Source organism: Rhodococcus sp. BH4, from assembly GCF_002079265.1.
Taxonomy (GTDB): Bacteria; Actinomycetota; Actinomycetes; order Mycobacteriales; family Mycobacteriaceae; genus Rhodococcus_F; species Rhodococcus_F qingshengii.
In genome coordinates this window covers 2,881,678-2,902,931 of the sequence record NZ_CP014941.1, presented here as the reverse complement: position 1 = coordinate 2,902,931, position 21,254 = coordinate 2,881,678, and the positions used below count along the sequence as shown (strand labels likewise).

The window sequence follows — 21,254 nt, the reverse complement described above, 5'->3', positions numbered from 1 at the left end:
ACTCAGCTGGGTAACGGCGCGTGAGTCCCCGCCAAATCTGCCCCGGTGGGCGTAGCGTGCAGAGTGCTCGCGGATGGATCGGCGCATCGGGGTGTCGACCGTAGGGCCTTTGAGGGGGCAGGAATGGCATTCAGCGGAACCGCCTCCGGCGGAGGATCAGGCGCTACTCGCGCCGACGTCGGACATGCAGTGCTCTTCGCCGGCGCCGCCGCGCTCGGCGGTTTTCTGTTCGGATACGACACCGCCGTCATCAACGGGGCGGTCGGTGCGATCCGAGACAAGTACGACATCGGCGCCTCGGGCACCGGGCTCACGGTCTCACTGACTCTGCTCGGCGCAGCACTCGGCGCCTGGATCGCAGGCACACTCGCCGACCGACTCGGCCGCATCCGCGTCATGCAGATAGCCGCGGTGTTGTTCATCATCGGCGCCGTAGGCTCCGCAATTCCGTTCAGCGTCTACGACCTCACGTTCTGGCGCGTGGTCGGCGGCCTGGCAGTGGGTTTCGCGTCAGTCATCGCCCCGGCCTACATCGCGGAGATCTCCCCCGCCGCGATTCGCGGACGTCTCGGCTCTATGTACCAACTGGCGATCGTTCTCGGAATCGCCGTGTCGCAGTTGGTCAATTACGCCCTCCAGGCCGCGGCCGGTGGTGATCGCAATCAGATCGCAGGCCTCGAAGCCTGGCAGTGGATGCTGATGCTCGAGGCGGTTCCCGCAGTCCTGTACCTGATCATGACAACCACGATTCCCGAATCTCCACGGTTCCTCGTGGCGCAGGGCAAGGACGATCGTGCTCGCAAGATCATCTCCGATCTCGAAGGTGGAGATCACGACGCCGTCACCGAACGCATGAACGAGATCCGCGAATCTCTGACGGAGAAGCAAGCCAAGACCACAGTCCGCCAACTCTTCTCGAAGCGGCTCGGGGTCTCCCATCTGGTGTGGGTCGGTATTGCACTCGCCGCATTGCAGCAGTTCGTCGGTATCAACGTGATCTTCTACTACTCGAGCACCCTCTGGCAGGCGGTCGGATTCGGCGCCGACCGATCCCTGCTGATCAGCGTCGTGAGCGCCTTGGTCAACATCGTCGGTACATTTGTCGCCATCGCCGTCATCGACCGGGTCGGTCGAAAGCCGCTGTTGTTGGTCGGTTCCGCCGGTATGGCCATCTCACTGGGCACCGCGGCGTTCTGTTTCCATTCGGCAACAGTGACCAAGAACGAGATCGGCGAATCTGTGGCCACGCTGACCGGAGCGAACGCGACTATCGCACTTATCGGTGCGAACGCATTCGTATTCTTCTTCGCTCTGTCCTGGGGCCCGGTGGTCTGGGTGTTGATCTCCGAGATGTTCCCCAACCGCGTGCGTGCTGCAGCAGTAGGAATTGCGACCGCCACCAACTGGGTCGCGAACTTCCTGGTCTCCTGGACGTTCCCGGCACTGGCCGATTGGAATCTGTCGTACACCTACGCCGGCTACGCCGTCATGGCAGTGTTGTCGCTGTTCGTCGTCCTGCGATTCGTGAAGGAAACGCGAGGCAGCACACTCGAATCCGTCCAGTAACGAGATCTCACGGTGTCACACCGAAAAGCGGTGGCCCTCGGATTGATCCGAGGGCCACCGCTTTTCGAGATTATCGTGAGACGAGCCGTCAGCCTTGCGCGACTTCGCCCTGAGCCGACGCCGAGGACGCGTCTTCCTGGACGTGGACACCGACGCTGCCCATGCCCGCCACCCAGCCGGTGATCTTGCGGGAGAGGTCCTGAGCCGTGAGTCCGAGTTCCTTGTGGATGGCCTCGCGGCTGGCGTGATCGAGGAACTGCTGGGGAACGCCCATGTCGCGGCACGACGTGTGCACTCCGGCTGCCCGCATCGCCGCCGAGACCGTCGAACCGATGCCGCCGTGCAGACCACCGTCTTCGATGGTGACCACGAGGGCGTACTTGTCCGCCATCTTCACCAGGGAATCCGCGACCGGCAGAACCCACCGCGGATCGACGACGGCAACCGAGATGCCCTGCTTGTCGAGCCGCTCGGCAATCTCGAGTGCCAGGGATGCAAACGGGCCCACCGCGACGAGGAGCACGTCGCCGCGCTCACCCTCGCTGGACTTGAGAACGTCGACCATTCCGTCGAGTCGCTTCACGGCCGGAATCGCTTCGGGTACAGCGCCCTTCGGGAAACGAACGACGGTTGGGCCGTCGTCGACGAGAAGCGCCTCGTCCAGTTCTTCCCGCAGCGTGTCGGCGTCACGCGGTGCCGCGACGCGGATCCCCGGGATGATTCCGAGCAGCGAAAGATCCCAGACGCCGTTGTGGCTGGCGCCGTCGACTCCGGTGACCCCGGCGCGGTCGAGCACGACTGTCACCGGTTGCTTGAGCAGAGCGACGTCCATCAACAACTGGTCGAAAGCCCGATTGAGGAAGGTCGAGTAGATAGCAACGACGGGGTGAAGTCCGCCAAGTGCAAGACCGGCGGCCGAGGTCATCGCATGCTGCTCGGCGATACCGACGTCGAAGATCCGATCGGGGAACTTCTCACCGAAGGCCGCGAGGCCGGTGGGCCCGGCCATCGCCGCGGTGATGGCGACGATGTCCTCACGACGCGAAGCCTGCTCGATCAACGCGGCCGAGAAGACCGACGTCCAGTCCGGCGCGGACGACTTGGTGCCGCGACCGGTGACGGGATCGATGACACCGGTGGCATGCATCTGGTCGGCCACGTCGTTCTCGGCGTGTGCGTAACCGTTGCCCTTTCGAGTGACGGCATGCACGATGACCGGTCCGCCGTAGGCCTTCGCCCGGCGCAATGCCGATTCCATGGCGGCTTCGTCGTGTCCGTCCACCGGTCCGAGGTATTTGATACCGAGATCGGTGAACATGACCTGAGGGCTGACCGCGTCTTTGAGACCCGCCTTCATTCCGTGCAGGACGGAGTACGCGGTGCGCCCCACCCAGGGCAGTCTCTTGACCATGCGTCGGCCACTGTCGAGGGCGCGCTCGTAACTCGGTGCGGTTCGCAGTGCCGAAAGATGGTCGGCGAGTCCGCCGATGGTCGGTGCGTAGGAGCGGCCGTTGTCGTTGACGACGATCACCACCGAACGGTCCTTGCCTGCCGCGATGTTGTTGAGAGCTTCCCAACACATTCCGCCGGTCAGCGCACCGTCACCGACGACGGCAACTACGTGGCGATTCTGACCCGTCAGCGCGAAGGCCTTCGCGAGGCCGTCGGCATAGGACAGCGCGGCGGAAGCGTGAGAGGACTCGACCCAGTCGTGTTCGCTCTCGGCGCGGCACGGATACCCGGACAGTCCGCCCTGCTTACGCAGAGTGTCGAACTGATCCTGACGACCGGTGAGGATCTTGTGTACGTAGGCCTGATGGCCCGTGTCGAAGATGATCGCGTCCTGCGGCGAGTCGAAAATTCGGTGCAGTGCGAGGGTCAACTCCACGACGCCCAAGTTGGGCCCGAGGTGACCACCGGTCGCAGCGACCTTCAGCACGAGGAACTCACGAATCTCGTCGGCCAACTCCGTCATCTCGGCGTGGCTCAACTGACGTAGATCGTCAGGACCCTGAATGCGGGCAAGAACACCCAACGAGATCGCTCCCTCCGTGCTTCACAGCTGCACCGGTGCGCGCCGCGGCTGTCTTCGCGACAGTGCTGCCAGTCTACGGAGCGTTCCGGCGAACCGACACGCGGACTCGGCCCGATTCCGGTGTGACTTCGCGTAACAGCGAAATCCCGCGGATCGCTCGTGATCGCAATCACAGACAAATGGGATCCGTCGCGATCGACTCGGCAACTCTTCTTCCACAAAACGACCGCCATGTCAGCTTAAGGTCGACGCATGGGAACTGTGGTCGACGACCTGATAACGCGAGTGTTCGACGAAGTCCGATCACTCGACGAAGGCGAGTTGGCCGACTACATCCCCGAACTCGCGGCGGTCGCCCCCGATTCGTTCGGAATCTGCATCGCCACCGTAGACGGTTACGTCTACGAGATCGGTGACTCGCGAATCCCGTTCACCATTCAGTCGATCTCGAAGCCCTTCACCTACGCCTTGGCTCTCGCCGATCGAGGAAGCGAGGCGGTTGCCGCGAAAATCGACGTCGAACCATCCGGCGAGCCGTTCAACGAAATCAGCCTCGACCCGCTCACCGAACGGCCACGAAACCCCATGATCAATGCCGGGGCGATCACCGCTGCATCACTGGTTGCCGGACCGAATCCCGAGGCCCGCTTCGAGCGCATCCGCTCGGCGTACTCGCGATACGCAGGCCGCGAGCTGACCTTCAACGAAGCCGTCTACACCTCCGAGGCCCGCACCGGTCACCGCAACCGTGCGATCGGCCACATGCTGCGATCCTTCGACGTCATCACCGGCAATCCCGACGAGGCCGTCGACCTGTACTTCCGTCAGTGTTCGATCGACGTGACCTGCCGTGATCTGAGTCTGATGGCTGCGACGATGGCGAACAACGGCGTCAATCCGCTCACCCACGAGCGTGCGCTGGCACCCGCAGGCGTCGAACAGGTCCTCAGTGTCATGGCAACCTGCGGGATGTACGACGGCGCCGGCAAGTGGCTGGTAGAGGTCGGATTGCCGGCCAAGAGCGGTGTCGGCGGCGGAGTGCTGGCGGTTCTGCCGGGCCAGATCGGGATCGCCGTGTACTCCCCCAGGCTCGACGTTCACGGCAACAGTGTTCGCGGAGTTGCGTCTGCCCGGGCACTGTCGAAGGAACTCGAACTGCACTTCCTCCACGTGACGCGGGCGTCACGCTCGTCGATCCGGGCCAGATACAGCGTCATCGAAGCACCGTCGCGAGTACGACGCACCCCGACCGAACAAGCCGTGCTCGACGACGTCGGCAAGCGCAGCCGGGTCTACGAACTGCACGGCGATCTCCTCTTCACCGGTGCCGAATCGGCGGTCCGCGAAATCGGCTCGGTGGACGAGGGCCTCGAAGTTGTCGTCATCGACGTCCGCCGCGTCGACGACGCCAGCGACGTCGCAGTACGCATGATCACCGCGCTGCAGGTTCAACTGGCCGAGCAGGCTTGTGCTGTGGCCGTCGTCGATCCGCAAGGACTGCTGGGACAACGAAGTTCGAGCATCGACCCCGCCAGACGAAGTGGTCGGGTTTTTGCCGATCTCGATTCCGCCATGCAGTGGTGCGAAGACACGCTGCTTGCGGTGCATTGTGAGGCCGATCGGCAGGCGTCGACGATCTCGATCGAGGACCACCCAGTTCTCGATGCTCTGTCCGCGGCGCAGATCGAGGGATTCTCCGCAGAACTGGAGACGCGAACCTATGCCCGCGGCGAGAAGATCGCCCGCCGAGGCGAAGCGGCCTCGGGGTTCTATCTGATTCTCAGCGGCCAGGTCAGCACCATGTTCACCGACGCGCACGGGGTCGAGCACCGCATCACGACGCTCTCCGCCGGAATGACGTTCGGCGAGATGACGATGTTCCTCGACACTCCGTTCCTCAACGACATCCGCGCCGATTCCACGGTCACCGTGGCCGTCCTGACTCCGGAGCGATATGCAGAACTGACCGCGCAGGCACCCGAGTTGAAACTTGCGCTTCTCGAACGACTGGCGGCGGGCGCCTACGAGCAATTGGACCTGATGTTGCGGAGTGTCATATCCGCCGGACGAATCGGATAGGAACCACACGTGCCCACCACCGCCTTCACCTCGGAGCCGTCCACTGTCACGGTGACCGGAACCGCCACTGCAACAGCTGTTCCCGACATCGTGCGATTGACGATCGGAGTATCGGTGACACAGACGGCCGTTTCCGACGCGTTCGACGCCGTCGCGCGTCTGTCCACTGCCCTGACCGAGACCCTGCACGCGCGCGGTGTGCGCGGAGCGGACCTCACCACCGCCGGGCTGAGCGTCCATCCGCAGACTCACTGGAGCGACGGAGGCCGCCAGGAGACAACAGGATTCACGGCATCGACAACTTTCCGAGTCGTACTGCGAGAGCTGGAGCCGGAAGCGGCGAACTCCCCCGCTGCCGTCATCGCGGCATGTGTATCGGTGGGTGGCGACGCGATTCGGCTCGACGGACTGGAGTTCGATCTCGACGACCGCAGCGATCTGGCGACAAGAGCACGCGAATTGGCCTGGACGGCAGCCGAATCGAAGGCCAGACAGTTCGCAGACCTGGCAGACAAAGATCTGGTCGAAGTCCTCGAGGTGCTCGAGGACTTCGACCAGATCGTGCCGATGCGCGGACGTGTCGCGGCGATGAAAGCGGATTCGGCCCCGATAGCCGTCGAACGCGGAGAGATCGAAGAATCGATCTCGGTCCGCGTTCGATGGGCTATGGCGTGACAACAGTAATTCAGAAGACGCGGCCGGCAGTAGACCAGCCGGGCTTGCGGATCAGCGAGTGAGGTTCTTCTCCTCGTTCTTCTCTTCGCGTTCTTCTTCGAACTTCTGCTCGGCGTCGGGGGTTGCCATGTCGATGGTGGTGCGCAACGGACGGTTCGGGATGAAGATGACCGACACGAGCGTGACCACGGCGACGACGGCTGCGACCAGGAAGATCCGTCCTGTTGCGTCGCCGTAGGCGAACCGAACGATCTGCGAGACGAAGTCAGGCATATTGCTCAGGTCGAGGCCGTCCTGGAGGCTCTTTCCAGCTACTGCCTGCTGCTCGGGCGGCAAGGTGGAGACCGAATCGACTGTCAGTGTCTTGACGCGGGTCGCAAGAATCGAACCGAGCACCGACACGCCGATCGCGCCGCCGAAGGTGCGGAAGAACGCCACGATACTGCTGGCCGCGCCGATGTTCTCGACGCTGACCGTGTTCTGCACGGCGAGAACGATGTTCTGCATCAGCATGCCGGTACCGAGACCCACGATGGCGATGAAGATTCCGATTGTCCACAGGCTGGTTGCGTGGTCGATCGTCGACAGCAGCCCGAAACCGACCAGCAGCAGAACTGCGCCGGCGACGATGAAGGGCTTCCACTGACCGAACTTGGTGATCAGCTGGCCCGAGCCGACCGAGGCGACGAGCATGCCTGCGACCATCGGAATGGTGAGCAATCCGGCTTCGGTGGGATCGAATCCGCGTGCGGTCTGGAAGTACTGCGTCAGGAACGTCGTCGCGCCGAAGAGGCCGACACCAACTGCGATCGAGGCGATGATCGCGAGAGCCGTTGTGCGCTCGGTGATGATCTTGATCGGCAGGATCGGATCCTTGACCTTGGATTCGACGAACATCGTCAGGCCGAGCAGGGCCAGACCACCGATGACGAAGAAGGCCGACTCCTTCGAGAACCAGGCGTAGTAGTCGTCCTGACCGGCAAACGAAACCCAGATCAGCAGGACGCTGACACCGGCGGTGAGCAAGGTGGCGCCCATCCAGTCGATGGAGACGTTGTCCTTCTTCACGGTCTCGACGTGCAGTGTGCGCTGAAGCAGGAACAATGCGATGACTGCCAGCGGAACACATACGTAGAAGCACCAGCGCCAGCCGGCAGTGTCCACGAGGACGCCGCCGAGGATCGGTCCACCGGACATCGAGACGGCCATGGCCGCACCCATGTATCCGGAGTAGCGACCGCGATCTCGCGGCGGGATGATCGTGCCGATGATGGCTACGACGAGAGCGGTCAGACCGCCCATACCGATGCCCTGGATGACACGCGCACCGAGCAGCAACGGAACGTTGTGCGCCGCGCCGGCGATGACCGAGCCGATCACGAAGATGACGATCGCGGTCTGGACCAGGACCTTCTTGTTGTAGAGGTCGGCAAGCTTGCCCCAGATCGGCGTCGACGCCGCGGTGGCGAGCAACGCTGTCGTGATGATCCAGGCGTACTGCGTCTGAGTTCCGTGCAGTTCACCGATGATCGTGGGAAGCGCTGTGGAAACGATGGTGCTACTGAGCAGCGCGGTGAACAGCGCTGCGATGAGTCCGGTGAGTGCTTCGAGAATTTCGCGGTGAGTCATCGCGCCCGCTTCGCGAGCCGATCCGTCACCTCCGGTACTTGCCCGGGTTTCTCCTACTGTTGCTGCCATGTGCCTTATCTCCCAATACTTTCTACGCCCGTGTGCGGAACTGCCGGTGAGGCCTGCCGATTCGATGCGCCGAACGTCTCGTTGAGACGTTGCAGCGATGTCACTGCGGCCATGGCCTCTTCCTGGCTCCAGTCTTCGAGCATGTTGCGCAAACGCGCCGCACGCCGCTGCGTGGTTCTCCGTAAAACGTCGTGTCCCTCTTCCGATACTCGGATGCGGAACGCCCGCTTGTCAGCCGGATCGGGATTTCTCTCGACATACCCAGCGTCGACCAGATCCGACATTTGTCGGCTGAGCGACGACTGACTGACACACAGATCGACGGCCAATTCGTTCTGTCGGCACTCCCCACGCGCCGCCAGCATGAACAACACACTGACCAGCGCAGGCGGCAGCAGGCTGTCTGCACCGGTGGTGACCGCGGCTCGCAGCGATCTGCCGAACATGAAGATCGTGTCGACGAGCGCTTGGGCCGTCTCCGGCTGTACCGACATTGCCTACCCCTGAATTCGAGTGGCCCGAACGAGCCGTGACTTGAAAACGGAAAACTACTTGCAGAACGAAACTATACGATTAGTTGCGTAATGCAAGCAACTGTTGTGAACGCGAGAAGCGTCACACCGTTTCAGGGAAAGATTTCGGGACGTCTCAGCGTTCGAGGAGCGCGATGCACTCCATGTGGTGAGTCTGGGGGAACGCGTCGAACGCCCGGAGGCCACCGATTCTGAAGCCCTGCTCCAGGTAGAGGCCGATATCGCGACCGAACGACGCCGGGTCGCACCCGATGTGGACTATCCGCTCAGCGCCCGTTGAGGCGAGAGCTTCCACGACCGGACGGCCGGCCCCCGCACGTGGCGGGTCGAGCACGACGACAGCAGGCGAACGCTCCAGATCCGCGATGATGTTCTCGACGCGGGCGCTGTGGAAGCGCACCTGACCGAGATCGGACAGCGCTGCCTGCCCGTCCGCGACTGCACGCGCCGAAGATTCGACGGACTCCACCACGCCGGACGGCCCGACAAGCTCGGCGAGCACAGCTGCGAACACGCCGACACCGCCGTAGAGATCCCAGGCCGTGTCCGCGGTAGCGGCTCCGGCCCACTCCCCGACCACCTGTGAGTACGCGGCCGCAGCGCCGCGATGGGCCTGCCAGAAACCGGTCGCGGCCAGCGCCCATTCTCGACTGCCGACGCGCTCGGTCACTGTGTCCGATCCGATGGCAACTCGGGTCTTTCGCGGGCCGCCGCTTGCCGCTCGGCGTGCCATCGCGCCGCGTCGCCCGGGCGTCCGCCGTCCCGTCTTGGACACCGCGGGTGCCGCGATTTCCACGACGTGCCGCTCGCCCGCAGCGTCGAGAACGACCTGCAGCTCGCTACCTGGCGCCCACTGCGCACCGCCGAGACCGTCGTACGCGCTCTGATCGATCTGGGTGCACCGCAGGTCTGTGACGATCCGGTTGCTGCGGTACGCGTGGTATCCGGCGACACCGTGCCCGTCCACCGCCAACCGGACTCGCGTGCGCCAACCCGTTCCGCCTCCGGTTCCGGGCAGTTCCTCTACCTCGACGTCCGATTCGACACGAGCCAGTCGCAGAAGCTGCTCCCGCACGACCGAGGTCTTCATCTCACGTTGGACGCTCAGATCCGCATGCGAGTAGTCGCAGCAGCCCGCCCCGCCCGGGCCGGAGATCGGGCATGTCGGATCGATCCGATGCGGAGAAGCGTCGAGAACGGTGATCGCGTCGGCGCGGCAAAACGATCCGCCCTTGTCCTCGGTCACCCGGACCAGCGCACGCTCCCCCGGCAAACCGTGACGGACGAACACGACCCGCCCCTCGTGCCGGGCGACGACGAACCCGCCGTGACCGGGGTTGCCCAGATCGACCTCGAAGGTCTGTCCGGTCCAATTCTCACTCAACGAACTACGCCTGCCATTTCGATGTTGCCGATCATTTTTCGCCGGTGATCATTTCTCGCCGGTGTCGTAACCGCGACGCGTGGCACCTGCGGTCTTCTCGATGTCGAGCGGCTTCGCCTTTGCCGACGAACTCAGCTGCCACGGAACGCTGGTCACCATCACGCCGGGCTGGAAAAGCAGACGACTCTTCAGACGAAGCGCGCTCTGATTGTGCAGGATCTGCTCCCACCAGTGTCCGACGACGTACTCGGGAATGAAGACGGTGACGACGTCACGCGGAGCATCGCGTCGTACACGCTTGACGTAATCGAGAACCGGCTTGGTGATTTCGCGGTACGGCGACTCGATCACCTTGAGCGGAACCGTCACGTCGCTCTTCTCCCACTCACGCACGAGTGCACGGGTGTCCGGCTCGTCGACGTTGACCGTGATGGCTTCGAGGGTGTCCGGTCGCGTGGCTCGCGCGTAGGCGAGAGCTCGCATCGTCGGCATGTGCAACTTCGAGACGAGCACGATCGAGTGCGTGCGGCTGGGCAGTACGCCGTCCCACTCCTGCTCCTCGAGCTCGGCTGCGACGCTGTCGTAGTGCTTGCGGATCATCTTCATCACGATGAAGATCGCGACCATCGCGACGATGGCGATCCATGCGCCGGCAGCGAACTTGGTGATCAGAACGATGATCAAGACGGTGGCGGTCATTGCCAGACCGATCGAATTGATCACTCGCGAGCGCTGCATACGGGCCCGTTGCGCCTTGTCGGTCTCGGACTTCAGATGCCGAGTCCAGTGCTTGATCATGCCCGTCTGGCTGAGCACGAACGAGACGAAGACGCCGACGATGTACAACTGGATGAGCTTGGTGACCTCGGCGCCGAACACCACGACGAATGCGATGGCAGCACCGGAGAGGAAGAGGATTCCGTTGCTGAATGCCAGTCGGTCGCCGCGCGTGTGCAGCTGACGCGGTAGGTACCGATCCTGCGCCAGGATCGATCCGAGTACCGGAAATCCGTTGAACGCGGTGTTCGCGGCCAGAACCAGGATCAGTGCCGTGACGATCGCCATGAAGAAGAAACCGATCGGGAAACCACTGAACACGGCTTCGGCGATCTGCGCGATCAAGGTCTTCTGATGGTAGCCCTCCGGCGCTCCGACCAGCTGTTCCTGCGGATTGTGTGCGTAGACGATGCCGATCTTCTGAGCCAGGATGATGATGCCCATCAGCAGGACGATGGCGATCGACCCGAGCAGCAGCAAGGTCGTGGCAGCGTTGCGCGACTTCGGCTTCTGGAACGCCGGTACGCCGTTGCTGATGGCCTCGACGCCGGTCAGTGCGGCACAGCCCGAGGAGAATGCGCGGGCGATCAGGAACGCGAAGGCAATTCCGTACAGATGCGAATCCTCGGCGTTGAGCGTGAACGACGACGATTCCGCGTGCACATCCTCACCGAGGACGTAGATCCGGAAGAATCCCCACCCGAGCATCAGGAACATGCCGACGATGAATGCGTAGGTCGGAATTGCGAACGCGGTCCCCGATTCACGGATACCGCGAAGGTTGACCGCGGTCAGCAACACGATCGCCGCAACCGCGAACAACACCTTGTGCTGCGCGACGAACGGCAGAGCCGAGCCGATGTTCGACGCCGCCGACGAGATCGACACGGCGACCGTCAGCACGTAGTCGACCATCAGCGCACTACCGACGGTCAGACCGGCGGTCGGGCCGAGGTTGACCGTCGCGACCTCGTAGTCGCCGCCACCGGAGGGGTATGCGTGGACGTTCTGGCGGTAGCTCGCCACCACCACAGCCATGACGATGGCGACGGACAATCCGATCCAGGGTGTGTACGCATACGCGGAAATACCCGCGACGGAGAGAACCAGGAAGATTTCTTCGGGGGCATACGCGACGGACGACATCGCGTCGGACGCGAAGACCGGTAGTGCAATTCGCTTGGGTAGCAGCGTGTGCCCGAGTTTGTCGCTTCGGAACGGCCGACCGAGCAGGAGCCGCTTGGTAGCGGTCGAGAGCTTAGACACGTGCAAAGCGTAAGCCGTCTCGCCCGATTCGGAGTCATCAGAGCCCCAACTTCACCTTTTGTCGTGACAACCGGCACGCGAGCGACCGTTGTACTTGCTCTTCCCGTGAGGGGCTGTACCGTTCGATTCGGCGTGCAATCGCGCCATGAGGGTCCATGAACGGAGTAGGGCGTGTATGTCGTCATCATGGGGTGCGGTCGAGTGGGTTCTTCCCTCGCCGCGTCTCTGACCAGGATCGGACATGAGGTCGCCGTCATCGACCGCGATCAGAGTGCGTTTCTGCGTCTCGATCTCGACTTCCCGGGAACCAAGGTTCTGGGAATGGGGTTCGACCGTGACGTGCTGGTCCGGGCGGGAATCGAGCGGGCCGACGCCTTTGCCGCGGTGTCCTCGGGAGACAATTCCAACATCATCGCAGCGCGAGTCGCACGCGAGACTTTCGGCGTCGAACGCGTCGTCGCACGTATTTACGACGCCAAGCGTGCCGCCGTTTACGAGCGACTCGGCATTCCCACGGTCGCCACCGTGCCGTGGTCGACGGATCGTTTCCTGCACACGTTGACCAAGGAAAGTCAGACTGCGAAGTGGCGCGATCCTTCGGGCACTGTCGCCATCACCGAACTTGCCCTGCACGAGGATTGGGCGGGCAAGCCGATCGCGCTCCTCGAGGGCGCGACCAGTTCGAGAGTCGCCTTCATCATCCGCTTCGGGACCGGCATTCTCCCCGACCGCAAGACTGTCATCCAGGCCGACGATCAGGTCTACATCGCCGCCGTGTCGGGAACCGTCGCCGAAGCTGTCGCACTGGCCGGCAACCCGCCGCCGAGCGACGACTGAGGGAGGCCGCAGATGACTGATCCGTACGCCGCCCCCCACAACAAGACTGCGACTGTGTTGCACTACAACGTGATTGGAAGTTCTCGATGAAGGTCGCCATCGCCGGAGCCGGCGCCGTAGGCCGTTCCATTGCGCGAGAGCTGATTCGAAGCTCACATGACGTCATGCTGATCGAACGCAAACTCGATCACATCGAACCGGAGTCGGTGCCCGAGGCGAAGTGGGTGCACGCGGACGCCTGCGAACTCAGCAGACTCGAGGACGCGTCGATGGAGTCGTACGAGGTCGTGATTGCCGCGACCGGAGACGACAAGGCAAACCTGGTCCTCAGTCTGCTCGCGAAAACCGAGTTCGGTGTTCGCCGAGTTGTCGCCCGCGTCAACGATCCCCGCAACGAGTGGCTCTTCGACGAGTCCTGGGGCGTGGACGTCGCCGTCTCGACACCGCGGATGCTCGCTTCGCTCGTCGAAGAGGCCGTCTCGGTCGGTGACCTGGTCAAACTGATGACATTGCGGCAGGGACAGGCCAACCTCGTCGAGATCACGTTGCCCGACAACACACCTCTTGCCGGAAAAGCCGTCAAGAAACTCGAACTTCCGCGAGACTGCGCACTGGTCACCATCCTGCGTGGCGGACGCGTGATCGTCCCGCAGATGGACGATCCCATCGAAGGCGGGGACGAACTGCTCTTCGTTGCGGCCGTCGACGCCGAGGATCAGTTGCGCGTTGCACTCCGCCTGGAGAATTGACCGACGAACACACTGACGACGAAAGGGAATCACATGGCACAAGCGCCCGAAAACACCGTAGTCACCGACAATCCGGCCCAGAGCCGGTACGAGATCCATGCCGACGGCGACCTCGCCGGGATCGAGGACTACACCACCTCCGGTGACGTCGTCTCGTTCAACCACACCGAGATCTACCCCGCCTTCGAAGGTTTCGGATTGGCCGGGATTCTCGTCCGCCAGGCTCTGGACGACCTACGAGCACGCGGCCTCAAGGTTCATCCGGTGTGCCCGTACGTCGTGAAGTTCCTCGACAAGCACCCCGAGTACCAGGACCTGATCAGCTGAGATCTCGGTCTTCGCGCGGCTTCGTCAGATTCACCGAGCCCACCTCTTCGGACCCTGCGTCCGTGGCGGTGGGCTCGCTGCTTTCGGGCTCCACAACCGGTTCAGGCTCGACGATGCGATCGGCCTTACGCACAGCCCAGACCGTCACGAGCAGCACCAAACCGGTCAACGGCCAACCCATGCCGATACGCGCGACTGCGAGCCATCCGGTGTGGTCGGTGTCGTAGAGCTGTGACTGAACGAGATACCGCGCACCGAAGACCAACGCCCACGCTGCCGTCGCGACGTCGTAGAGCCGGACGGCGGAGCTGTGCTTGCGCCAGAGATTGCCGTGCCCGTTGAGATAGCCCCAGATGATTCCGACGAGGGGCCAGCGTACGAGGATCGAAATCAGGAAGACCGCACCGTAGGCGAGGCTCGTGTAGATACCGAAGAGGAAATATCCTTTGGCGTCGCCGGTGCGGTAGGCGATGAATGCGGAAACTCCGACTCCGAGAAAACCGGAAATAGCGGGTTGGAGGGAATCCTTGCGGAAGAGGCGCCAGGCCGCGATAGCGACAGCGACGCCCAATGCGGCCCAGATTGCCGCGGTGAGATTCCAGATGCTGTTGACCGGGACAAAAATCAGAATCGGCAAAGACGAATAGATCAGACCACTCAGCCCGCCGAGTTGGTCGATTACCGATCGCTGTTGTGTTTCAGTCACCTGTCGAGGGTGCCACAGTCACCGAGTTGCACGGTAAATGCGGGAAACGCGCCTATTCGCCGCGCAGTTCGTAGTAAGGGTTGAAGATCGCCTTGCGACCGTCACGCTCGCCCACACGACCGCGGATCAGCAGGGTCTTACCGGTCTCGATTCCCGGGATCCGGCGACGCCCGATCCAGACGAGATTGATCACCTCGGTGCCATCGAAGAACTCGGCCTCGATACTGGCATTTCCCGACTTGGGACACGCGTCGACGCTGCGGAGTCGGCCCACCATCGTGACTTCTTCACCGCGACGACAATCGCATGCCTTCTGACCTCCAGAAGCCTTGTTGGACTCGGCCATCTCCTGGGCGTCCAACTGGTCGACGTCCTCGGTCAGACGCTGGGTCAGTCGACGAAAATATCCTGCGGCGGCGGGTGCCATTGCGCGCTCCTGCGAACATGTGTGACGCAAGGGTTTCGCGTCACGTGAAGGGCTGTGTGATCGCCACTGTAGACCCATTACGAGCGTGTAACCACACCGGTCAGTCCGCGTCTCGGGGGCACCGGGCAAGATCAAGAGATGCAGAACTCTGAATCGGCGACCGTTGCCGTCGTTCTCCCAGGTACAGGCTCTGACGCCCACTTCGCGGACCGCGCATTCCGGGCGCCGCTGGAGGCTCTGGGTGTGCGCATCATCGCAATTGAACCGGACCCTCGGCGTGTCGTGGACGGCTATCTGGACGCGATGGACAGAGCCGCGGACACGCACGGCCGAATCATCGTCGGAGGGGTCTCGATCGGAGCGGCCGTTGCACTCCAGTGGGCCGCCGACAATCCCGATCGAACGGTGAGTGTGTTGGCAGCGCTTCCGGCCTGGACGGGCTCGGCCGACGACGCCCCCGCAGCAGCGAGCGCGCGGTTCACCGCCGGGCAACTGCGCTCCGAAGGCTTGGAGTCGGTGATCGCTGCGATGCTCGCGTCGAGTCCGGCGTGGCTCGGAGCCGAACTCGAGCGCTCCTGGCGCTCTCAGTGGCCCGATCTCCCGGCTGCGCTCGACGAGGCGGCGTCGTACCACTCACTCGGCGAGAGCGCGCTACGGGCGGTGGGCGTTCCGGTCGGCATTGCGTCGGCGGTGGACGATCCGGTTCATCCCGCGTCAGTGGCGCAGGCCTGGGCGGCTTCACTCCCCCGCGGCGCAGTCGCCACGACGACGCTCGACATGATCGGGCGCGACCCCGCGGTTCTCGGGTCCACCTGCATCAAAGCGCTCGCGGCGATCGAATCCGATACCACCGCGAGCGCCTGAAGAAAATTCTGTTACTGACCCAATTGCTGCATGGCAGAACCGGATTCGCCGCTACGAGGCGGCGGGGTCGGCCGTGCTGGAGGTGCCGGCGGAGCGGGCGGTGCTGACTGCTGTTGCTGCTGGGCGGCGACCTGTTGCTGCTGCGCTGCCGCCAACTGCTGCTCGTGTGCGGCCGCCAACTGCTCGGCGAGCACCTGCGGGAGCACCACGGGCAGCGGTGTCCGCACCGGATGCGGCTCTGATCCTCGGTTGACGACGGTGTCACGCAAGATGTCCCGTGCGATTGCCACCAGAGGAGCGTTCGCGGCGGTGGATCCACTCGGACCCGCGACCACGCAGCGCACCATCCACCGGGGACCGTCGACGCCGATGAACCGCAGGTCCATGTTGGCCGTCACAGCAGCCAGTTCACGGCCCCACGGGCCGTTCTCGACGCTCACCGCGGAATTGTCGTCGCGAAGCGACTGCGCGAGCTCGGCAACGACCTCACGCCACTGACCGGGCGATTTCGGGGCGGCGTAGGCAGCAACCGTGATGCGGCCGTGCTCGGTGACCAGGTGCACGGCCTGCGGCGAACCGTTGGGCGCCATCTCGACCTGCAACTGCCCGCCGGTCGGCATCGGCACCAGAACGGAACCGAGATCAAGACGCTGACCGTCACGGCCTGCCGTCGGATCGTCGGAATCGATCTCCGAGATGTCGTAAGGGCCTTCCGATTCGTCACCGAACTCGTCGCCGGTGACTTCGAGATCGTCTTCGACCTCGTCGATCTCCACCGACTCGTCGTTCTCGTCACCGAAGAAGCTGGTGGTTTCCTCGTCGACGTCTGTCTTCTTCTTGCGTCCGAACATGATTCAGACTCCCTCTCCGACTACCGCGCCAGGCGCATCGGTATCGAGTATCGCGTGCCCGCCGCTGGAACCGTAGCCTCCGGTTCCTCTGGTCGTGTCGTCCAGCGATTCGACTTCCTCGAAAACCGGAAGTTCGACTCGTTGAACCACGAGCTGAGCGATTCGGTCACCGCGGCGGATGTCGATGGCTGTGGCCGGATCGAGATTGATCAAGCAGACCTTGAGTTCGCCCCGGTATCCCGCGTCCACGGTTCCGGGCGCATTCACGATCGACAGTCCCGATTTGGCGGCGAGTCCGGAACGCGGATGGATCAACCCGACGGTGCCCACCGGCAAAGCGATCGCGATCCCCGTTCCGACCAGTGTTCGGTGGCCGGGCTCGATGGTGACGTCGCTGGTGGAGCACAGATCCACACCCGCATCTCCGGGATGCGCACGCTGTGGAACGGGCAGGTCTGGATCCAGTCGCTTCAAGGCGATGGAGAGATGGTCGCTCACGTGGGCCAAGACTACTCGTAGCGACGGACTATCCTTGACAGGTGCCCGAAACATCTCGACCTGACGTCGCCACCACAACGCCCCCGTCCACGACGCTGTACTCCGAGCGCCTGTGGGTGCCGATCTGGTGGTGGATCGCCGGGCTGGCCGTAGCCGGACTCCTCGCGGCCGAGGTCCACATGGGCCGCCCGGGGCTTCTCTCGTACCTGGCGTACGTCGTACTACTCCCGATCCCGATCTGGGCGGCATTCTGGCTCAGCCGGATGCGCGTCGAGGTGGTGGAGACAGCAGGGGTGAAGGAATTGCATGTGGGTAGAGCCCACCTGCCGGTCGAATTGATTTCACGGGCGGCAGCAGTGCCGGCGTCCGCGAAGAGTGCTGCGATGGGGCGCCAACTCGATCCGTCGGCGTTCGTCCAGCATCGCCCATGGGTAAAGACAATGGTGTTGATCGTGCTCGACGACCCGGAGGATCCCACGCCGTACTGGTTGGTGAGCACACGTCGTCCCGCTGATCTGCTGGCTGCGCTGGATCTCTGACCAGCGCGGTCACAGCAAAGCAGTACTTCCCGACCCTTGGTCGACCCTCGCGCTGACGGGTCGACCACCGGGAAGGGAGATCAGGCAGCGCAGTCCATGCATACGAGCTGTCCGTTGGCATCACTGGCCAGGCGGCTGCGGTGATGAACCAGGAAGCAGCTCGAACACGTGAACTCGTCTGCCTGCTTCGGAACAACTCGAACCGAGAGTTCCTCGCCGGAAAGGTCGGCACCCGGCAGCTCGAAGGACTCCGCGGTGTCCGTCTCGTCGATGTCGACGACGGCTGACTGCGCTTCGTTGCGTCGCGCCTTCAGCTCCTCGAGCGAGTCCTCCGAAACCTCGTCGGACTCTGTACGCCTCGGTGCGTCGTAGTCAGTTGCCATCTCGTCTACCCCATCCTCTTCGTGTATCCCGGTCCCGTGTGCGCCGAGAATCCGGTAGATCCTTGATGCGCATGGAAACCGCCGTGGCATCCAGATCATTCCCTGTCGCTGCATAACGCTGCAGGACTGGAATTAGTGCCCGGAAGTTCCTTCCGAGAACGTGATCTGCGCCTCATTTGGTTGTCATTTCGGCGTCCGGCCGATGCCCAGTTGAACGACCTGGGCCGCCAGACAGTAGCCGACGTGAGCACGAAAGTAGTAACCGAATCGGAAATTTCCGAAAAATGACTGCGAATTGTCACCAAGGCAAGAGCAAGCTGTGACCTTTCCACGATGTTTTCGGGCCGAATCCGGGTAGAAACAGGCCGGTAATCGGCCAACTGCCGTTTCGCAATCGACAAGGACTCGACGCGTCGAGCCTCGCTTCGGCTGTCTCGTCACACAGGCCCTCTAAGGTAGGCACCGAACGTCATGCCGGCGCCGCTCGGCCCGATGGCGAAGTAGAAGTTTCGTCAAGAAAGTCGAGGGATACCGTGGTTTCTCTGATCACCGAAGGCAGCTCTACCGATGACCAGGGACGTCCGTTCCGCCGTCGGCGCGCGTGGCCGGTGATCGCCGTGTTCGCGGTACTCGCATTGATCGGCAGTGTCTTGTGGGTCCGCATCCTGAGCGCCGAGGCGGAAGTCAGTGACACCGTCGCCTGCAACCTGCCGCAACCTTCGTCCGATCCTTCGGCAGCGGCGCCACTACCGCTGGGAACCGTCGTCGACCGCTCGAAGCTGCTCGACGTGGATCCCGCTCCCCTCGCCGCCACCAAGGTTCGTGTGTTCAACGCCAACGGTGAACACGGTCAGGCGGCCCAGGTGGCAGCGCAGCTGAGCGAGTTCGGCTTCTCCAGCGCGCCGGACGTCCAGGTCGGAAACGACCCCGTCTACGTCGACCAGAACATGGAGTGCCAGGGTCAGATCCGATTCGGAGCGAACGGCCTCGCCGCCGCCAGTTCCGTCTGGCTGGTCGCCCCCTGCGCCGAACTGGTCCAGGACGGCCGCGGCGACGACACCGTCGACCTGGCTCTCGGCACGTACAACAAGGGCGCCCTGACCCCCAACACCGACGCCACCGCGATCTTGCATGCTCTGGCCGAGCAGCCCGCAAACGCCGAAGTCGCCCCCATGGACATCGCACTGCTCAAAGCAGCGCGCACGGCGCGCTGCTGACAAGCCTCAGCTCGGAATCGGCTGATCTGCGCCGGTAGCTCCGAGCATGTGCGCGAACTGCTCGGCGATCGCCGGAGCGACTGCGTAAACGACATCGCCGTCGGCCGACGTGGAATTGGGCGCCGGGACGTTGATCACGGCGCCCGCTTCGGAAGCGATCAAGGAGCCGGCTGCCCAGTCCCACGGACTCAGTCCGTGTTCGAAGTGAGCGTCGACCCGGCCGGTGGCAACCATGCACAGATCCAACGCAGCCGAACCGATGCGTCGGATGTCGCGGACCTGCGGCAGGATCTGCCCGATCAACGTGCCCTGCACCTTCCGGCGATCCGCTCCGTAACCGAAGCCGGTGGCCAACAGCGCCATTGACAGCTCGGTCACCTCATTGGCTTGCAGGTCGCTGACGACGCCGTCGGCCGTGGTCATGGTTGCACCGCCGCCCCGATGCGCGGCGTACGTGGTTTCCAACGACACGTCGACGACAGCCCCGGCTACCGAGAACCCGTCGATCTGTACGGCCACCGAGATGGCGAACGCGGGGATTCCGTAGAGAAAATTCACCGTGCCGTCGATGGGATCGACAACCCATCGAACTCCCGCGGAATCGTCGGTGTCTCCGCCACCTTCCTCACCCAGGATCGAATCTGCAGGGCGCAATTGCGCCAGAAGGTCGCGAATCACTTGTTCGGTTTCGGTATCGACCACCGTGACGGGATCGGTGGGCGTGCTCTTCGCCGCAACCGAACCACCCTCGGCGGCACCGGAACCCACCAGGCCGAATACCTCGGGCCGACGCAAGCGGACGTGTTCGGCTGCGCGTTCGGCGACGGCTACGGCTACTTCCCGCAACTGTGCGGGGTCCAGAGAATCGGCGGAAAAGTCGGGCATCGTTCTTTCTGAAGGGCGCACCGGACCATCGCAACACATCTCTACCGAGGGGCACCACTCGAACGTCTCGAGGTGGGCGGTTCGAGAGGACGCGCCCGGGTCCTTGTTCGGGTTAGTGTTTGCAACGGTAGATCGTGACCTCGAATTCGACACTCAGGAGCGCAGGACGATGACAACCACAGGTTTCGGGATCGACGTCGGCGGCAGCGGCGTCAAGGGCGGCACGATCGACCTGAGCACCGGGGAAATGATCGGTGACCGCATCAAGATCCTGACCCCGCAGCCGTCCACACCCGATGCGATCGCGGGCACTGTCGCCGAGATCGTCGAGCAGGCCAAGTGGACCGGTCCGGTCGGCATCACCTTGCCCGCTGTCGTGACCGGCGGCGTCGCGCGAAGCGCCGCGAACATCGACAAGTCCTGGATCGACACCGACGCGGCCGCTCTGTTCGGCAAGGCGCTGGGCGGGCGCGAGGTCACCGTCCTCAACGACGCCGACGCTGCCGGAATCGCCGAGGACTCGTTCGGAGCGGGCAAAGACACCTCCGGCGTCGTGATCTTGTTGACCTTCGGCACCGGAATCGGATCTGCCGTGCTGCACAACGGAGTTCTGTTGCCCAACACCGAGTTCGGTCACCTCGAGGTCGACGGCAAGGAAGCCGAGCACCGGGCGGCGTCGTCGGTGAAGGAGAAGAAGGACTGGAGCTACAAGGAGTGGGCCGTCGAGGTCTCGCGAGTTCTGACCACCTTCGAGAACCTGCTCTGGCCAGATCTCTTCATCGCCGGAGGCGGTATCAGCCGCAAGCACGAGAAGTGGATTCCGCATCTGACCAACCGCACCAAGGTCGTCCCCGCCACCCTTCTCAACACCGCCGGAATTGCCGGAGCTGCGCTCGCATCGGTCGGACTGACCAGGCCGGCCTCCGTCGCCGGATGAGAATACCCGCACGTGAAAAGC

The 21,254-nt window shown here is 63.5% G+C and carries 21 protein-coding genes; 10 read left to right on the top strand and 11 right to left on the bottom strand.

Annotated elements, in window-relative coordinates; genetic code table 11:
• Positions 1 to 123 precede the first annotated feature (123 nt).
• On the top strand, positions 124 to 1,566 hold the full coding sequence (locus tag A0W34_RS13510; protein WP_050656622.1) for a sugar porter family MFS transporter: 1,443 nt from the start codon (positions 124 to 126) through the stop codon (positions 1,564 to 1,566).
• Positions 1,567 to 1,654: 88 nt separating this feature from the next.
• Here A0W34_RS13510 and dxs read toward each other — a convergent pair whose 3' ends face one another.
• Positions 1,655 to 3,601, bottom strand: coding sequence for a 1-deoxy-D-xylulose-5-phosphate synthase (dxs, locus tag A0W34_RS13505; RefSeq protein WP_007732868.1), 1,947 nt, complete (start codon positions 3,599 to 3,601; stop codon positions 1,655 to 1,657).
• A gap of 252 nt (positions 3,602 to 3,853) precedes the next feature.
• Here dxs and glsA point away from each other — a divergent pair, with 252 nt between their 5' ends.
• The gene (gene glsA, locus A0W34_RS13500; protein WP_054188510.1) at positions 3,854 to 5,680 is read left to right on the top strand and encodes a glutaminase A; all 1,827 of its coding nucleotides are present in this window, start codon (positions 3,854 to 3,856) and stop codon (positions 5,678 to 5,680) included.
• Between the two features lie 9 nt (positions 5,681 to 5,689).
• Positions 5,690 to 6,355, top strand: a complete 666-nt coding sequence (locus A0W34_RS13495) for an SIMPL domain-containing protein (protein WP_050656624.1) — start codon at positions 5,690 to 5,692, stop codon at positions 6,353 to 6,355.
• Between the two features lie 51 nt (positions 6,356 to 6,406).
• Here A0W34_RS13495 and A0W34_RS13490 read toward each other — a convergent pair whose 3' ends face one another.
• The 4 genes from A0W34_RS13490 to A0W34_RS13475 form a co-directional block, all read right to left on the bottom strand.
• Positions 6,407 to 8,053 (bottom strand): MDR family MFS transporter, encoded by a 1,647-nt coding sequence (locus A0W34_RS13490; RefSeq protein ID WP_007732863.1) that lies wholly within the window; start codon positions 8,051 to 8,053, stop codon positions 6,407 to 6,409.
• Between the two features lie 5 nt (positions 8,054 to 8,058).
• Positions 8,059 to 8,547, bottom strand: a complete 489-nt coding sequence (locus tag A0W34_RS13485; protein ID WP_003942624.1) for a MarR family winged helix-turn-helix transcriptional regulator — start codon at positions 8,545 to 8,547, stop codon at positions 8,059 to 8,061.
• A 154-nt stretch (positions 8,548 to 8,701) separates the two neighbouring features.
• Positions 8,702 to 9,970 (bottom strand): class I SAM-dependent RNA methyltransferase, encoded by a 1,269-nt coding sequence (locus A0W34_RS13480; protein ID WP_050656625.1) that lies wholly within the window; start codon positions 9,968 to 9,970, stop codon positions 8,702 to 8,704.
• Positions 9,971 to 10,018: 48 nt separating this feature from the next.
• The gene (locus tag A0W34_RS13475) at positions 10,019 to 12,013 is read right to left on the bottom strand and encodes an APC family permease (protein ID WP_007732857.1); all 1,995 of its coding nucleotides are present in this window, start codon (positions 12,011 to 12,013) and stop codon (positions 10,019 to 10,021) included.
• A 171-nt stretch (positions 12,014 to 12,184) separates the two neighbouring features.
• Between A0W34_RS13475 and A0W34_RS13470 the strand changes: the two genes are divergently transcribed.
• From A0W34_RS13470 to A0W34_RS13460, 3 genes are all read left to right on the top strand, one after another.
• On the top strand, positions 12,185 to 12,850 hold the full coding sequence (locus tag A0W34_RS13470; RefSeq protein WP_003942587.1) for a potassium channel family protein: 666 nt from the start codon (positions 12,185 to 12,187) through the stop codon (positions 12,848 to 12,850).
• A gap of 86 nt (positions 12,851 to 12,936) precedes the next feature.
• Positions 12,937 to 13,599 carry a potassium channel family protein gene (locus A0W34_RS13465; RefSeq protein ID WP_003942632.1) on the top strand — a complete coding sequence of 221 codons (663 nt, stop codon included), beginning with the start codon at positions 12,937 to 12,939 and terminating at the stop codon, positions 13,597 to 13,599.
• A gap of 33 nt (positions 13,600 to 13,632) precedes the next feature.
• Positions 13,633 to 13,926, top strand: a complete 294-nt coding sequence (locus A0W34_RS13460) for a GNAT family N-acetyltransferase (RefSeq protein WP_007732853.1) — start codon at positions 13,633 to 13,635, stop codon at positions 13,924 to 13,926.
• On the opposite strand, the gene A0W34_RS13455 is transcribed toward A0W34_RS13460, so the two are convergent.
• Both A0W34_RS13455 and A0W34_RS13450 read right to left on the bottom strand, forming a co-directional pair.
• Positions 13,919 to 14,632 carry a DUF3159 domain-containing protein gene (locus A0W34_RS13455; protein ID WP_003942611.1) on the bottom strand — a complete coding sequence of 238 codons (714 nt, stop codon included), beginning with the start codon at positions 14,630 to 14,632 and terminating at the stop codon, positions 13,919 to 13,921. The genes A0W34_RS13460 and A0W34_RS13455 overlap by 8 nt on opposite strands.
• A 52-nt stretch (positions 14,633 to 14,684) precedes the next feature.
• Positions 14,685 to 15,059, bottom strand: coding sequence for an OB-fold nucleic acid binding domain-containing protein (locus A0W34_RS13450; protein WP_003942613.1), 375 nt, complete (start codon positions 15,057 to 15,059; stop codon positions 14,685 to 14,687).
• Positions 15,060 to 15,197: 138 nt separating this feature from the next.
• On the opposite strand from A0W34_RS13450, the gene A0W34_RS13445 reads away from it, so the two are divergent.
• A complete protein-coding gene (locus A0W34_RS13445; RefSeq protein ID WP_065352419.1) occupies positions 15,198 to 15,923 on the top strand; it encodes an alpha/beta fold hydrolase in 726 nt (241 codons plus the stop codon).
• Positions 15,924 to 15,934: 11 nt separating this feature from the next.
• Here the strand turns inward: A0W34_RS13445 and A0W34_RS13440 are convergent, their stop codons facing one another.
• Both A0W34_RS13440 and dut read right to left on the bottom strand, forming a co-directional pair.
• Entirely contained in the window at positions 15,935 to 16,774 is an 840-nt protein-coding gene (locus tag A0W34_RS13440; protein WP_003942585.1) for a DUF3710 domain-containing protein, read from the bottom strand.
• 3 nt (positions 16,775 to 16,777) lie between these two features.
• Entirely contained in the window at positions 16,778 to 17,272 is a 495-nt protein-coding gene (dut, locus tag A0W34_RS13435; protein ID WP_003942635.1) for a dUTP diphosphatase, read from the bottom strand.
• Between the two features lie 41 nt (positions 17,273 to 17,313).
• Between dut and A0W34_RS13430 the strand changes: the two genes are divergently transcribed.
• Positions 17,314 to 17,811 carry a DUF3093 domain-containing protein gene (locus A0W34_RS13430; protein WP_003942596.1) on the top strand — a complete coding sequence of 166 codons (498 nt, stop codon included), beginning with the start codon at positions 17,314 to 17,316 and terminating at the stop codon, positions 17,809 to 17,811.
• Between the two features lie 80 nt (positions 17,812 to 17,891).
• On the opposite strand, the gene A0W34_RS13425 is transcribed toward A0W34_RS13430, so the two are convergent.
• Entirely contained in the window at positions 17,892 to 18,194 is a 303-nt protein-coding gene (locus A0W34_RS13425) for a DUF4193 domain-containing protein (protein WP_003942593.1), read from the bottom strand.
• Between the two features lie 533 nt (positions 18,195 to 18,727).
• On the opposite strand from A0W34_RS13425, the gene cei reads away from it, so the two are divergent.
• On the top strand, positions 18,728 to 19,411 hold the full coding sequence (gene cei, locus A0W34_RS13420; RefSeq protein WP_003942618.1) for an envelope integrity protein Cei: 684 nt from the start codon (positions 18,728 to 18,730) through the stop codon (positions 19,409 to 19,411).
• Positions 19,412 to 19,417: 6 nt separating this feature from the next.
• On the opposite strand, the gene A0W34_RS13415 is transcribed toward cei, so the two are convergent.
• Positions 19,418 to 20,296: an inositol monophosphatase family protein gene (locus tag A0W34_RS13415; RefSeq protein ID WP_042449947.1), complete on the bottom strand. Its 879-nt coding sequence runs from the start codon at positions 20,294 to 20,296 to the stop codon at positions 19,418 to 19,420.
• Between the two features lie 169 nt (positions 20,297 to 20,465).
• On the opposite strand from A0W34_RS13415, the gene ppgK reads away from it, so the two are divergent.
• On the top strand, positions 20,466 to 21,233 hold the full coding sequence (gene ppgK / locus A0W34_RS13410; protein WP_042449945.1) for a polyphosphate--glucose phosphotransferase: 768 nt from the start codon (positions 20,466 to 20,468) through the stop codon (positions 21,231 to 21,233).
• The last annotated feature ends 21 nt before the right edge of the window (positions 21,234 to 21,254 follow it).

What these genes read in the sequence shown, in the direction of transcription:
- A0W34_RS13510 (WP_050656622.1), top strand. Translation starts at nt 124, where the DNA reads ATGGCATTCAGCGGAACCGCCTCCGGCGGAGGATCAGGCGCTACTCGC.
- glsA (WP_054188510.1), top strand. Translation starts at nt 3,854, where the DNA reads ATGGGAACTGTGGTCGACGACCTGATAACGCGAGTGTTCGACGAAGTC.
- A0W34_RS13490 (WP_007732863.1), bottom strand. Translation starts at nt 8,053, where the DNA reads ATGGCAGCAACAGTAGGAGAAACCCGGGCAAGTACCGGAGGTGACGGA.
- A0W34_RS13485 (WP_003942624.1), bottom strand. Translation starts at nt 8,547, where the DNA reads ATGTCGGTACAGCCGGAGACGGCCCAAGCGCTCGTCGACACGATCTTC.
- A0W34_RS13465 (WP_003942632.1), top strand. Translation starts at nt 12,937, where the DNA reads ATGAAGGTCGCCATCGCCGGAGCCGGCGCCGTAGGCCGTTCCATTGCG.
- A0W34_RS13460 (WP_007732853.1), top strand. Translation starts at nt 13,633, where the DNA reads ATGGCACAAGCGCCCGAAAACACCGTAGTCACCGACAATCCGGCCCAG.
- A0W34_RS13450 (WP_003942613.1), bottom strand. Translation starts at nt 15,059, where the DNA reads ATGGCACCCGCCGCCGCAGGATATTTTCGTCGACTGACCCAGCGTCTG.
- A0W34_RS13445 (WP_065352419.1), top strand. Translation starts at nt 15,198, where the DNA reads ATGCAGAACTCTGAATCGGCGACCGTTGCCGTCGTTCTCCCAGGTACA.
- A0W34_RS13440 (WP_003942585.1), bottom strand. Translation starts at nt 16,774, where the DNA reads ATGTTCGGACGCAAGAAGAAGACAGACGTCGACGAGGAAACCACCAGC.
- A0W34_RS13425 (WP_003942593.1), bottom strand. Translation starts at nt 18,194, where the DNA reads ATGGCAACTGACTACGACGCACCGAGGCGTACAGAGTCCGACGAGGTT.
- A0W34_RS13415 (WP_042449947.1), bottom strand. Translation starts at nt 20,296, where the DNA reads ATGCCCGACTTTTCCGCCGATTCTCTGGACCCCGCACAGTTGCGGGAA.
- ppgK (WP_042449945.1), top strand. Translation starts at nt 20,466, where the DNA reads ATGACAACCACAGGTTTCGGGATCGACGTCGGCGGCAGCGGCGTCAAG.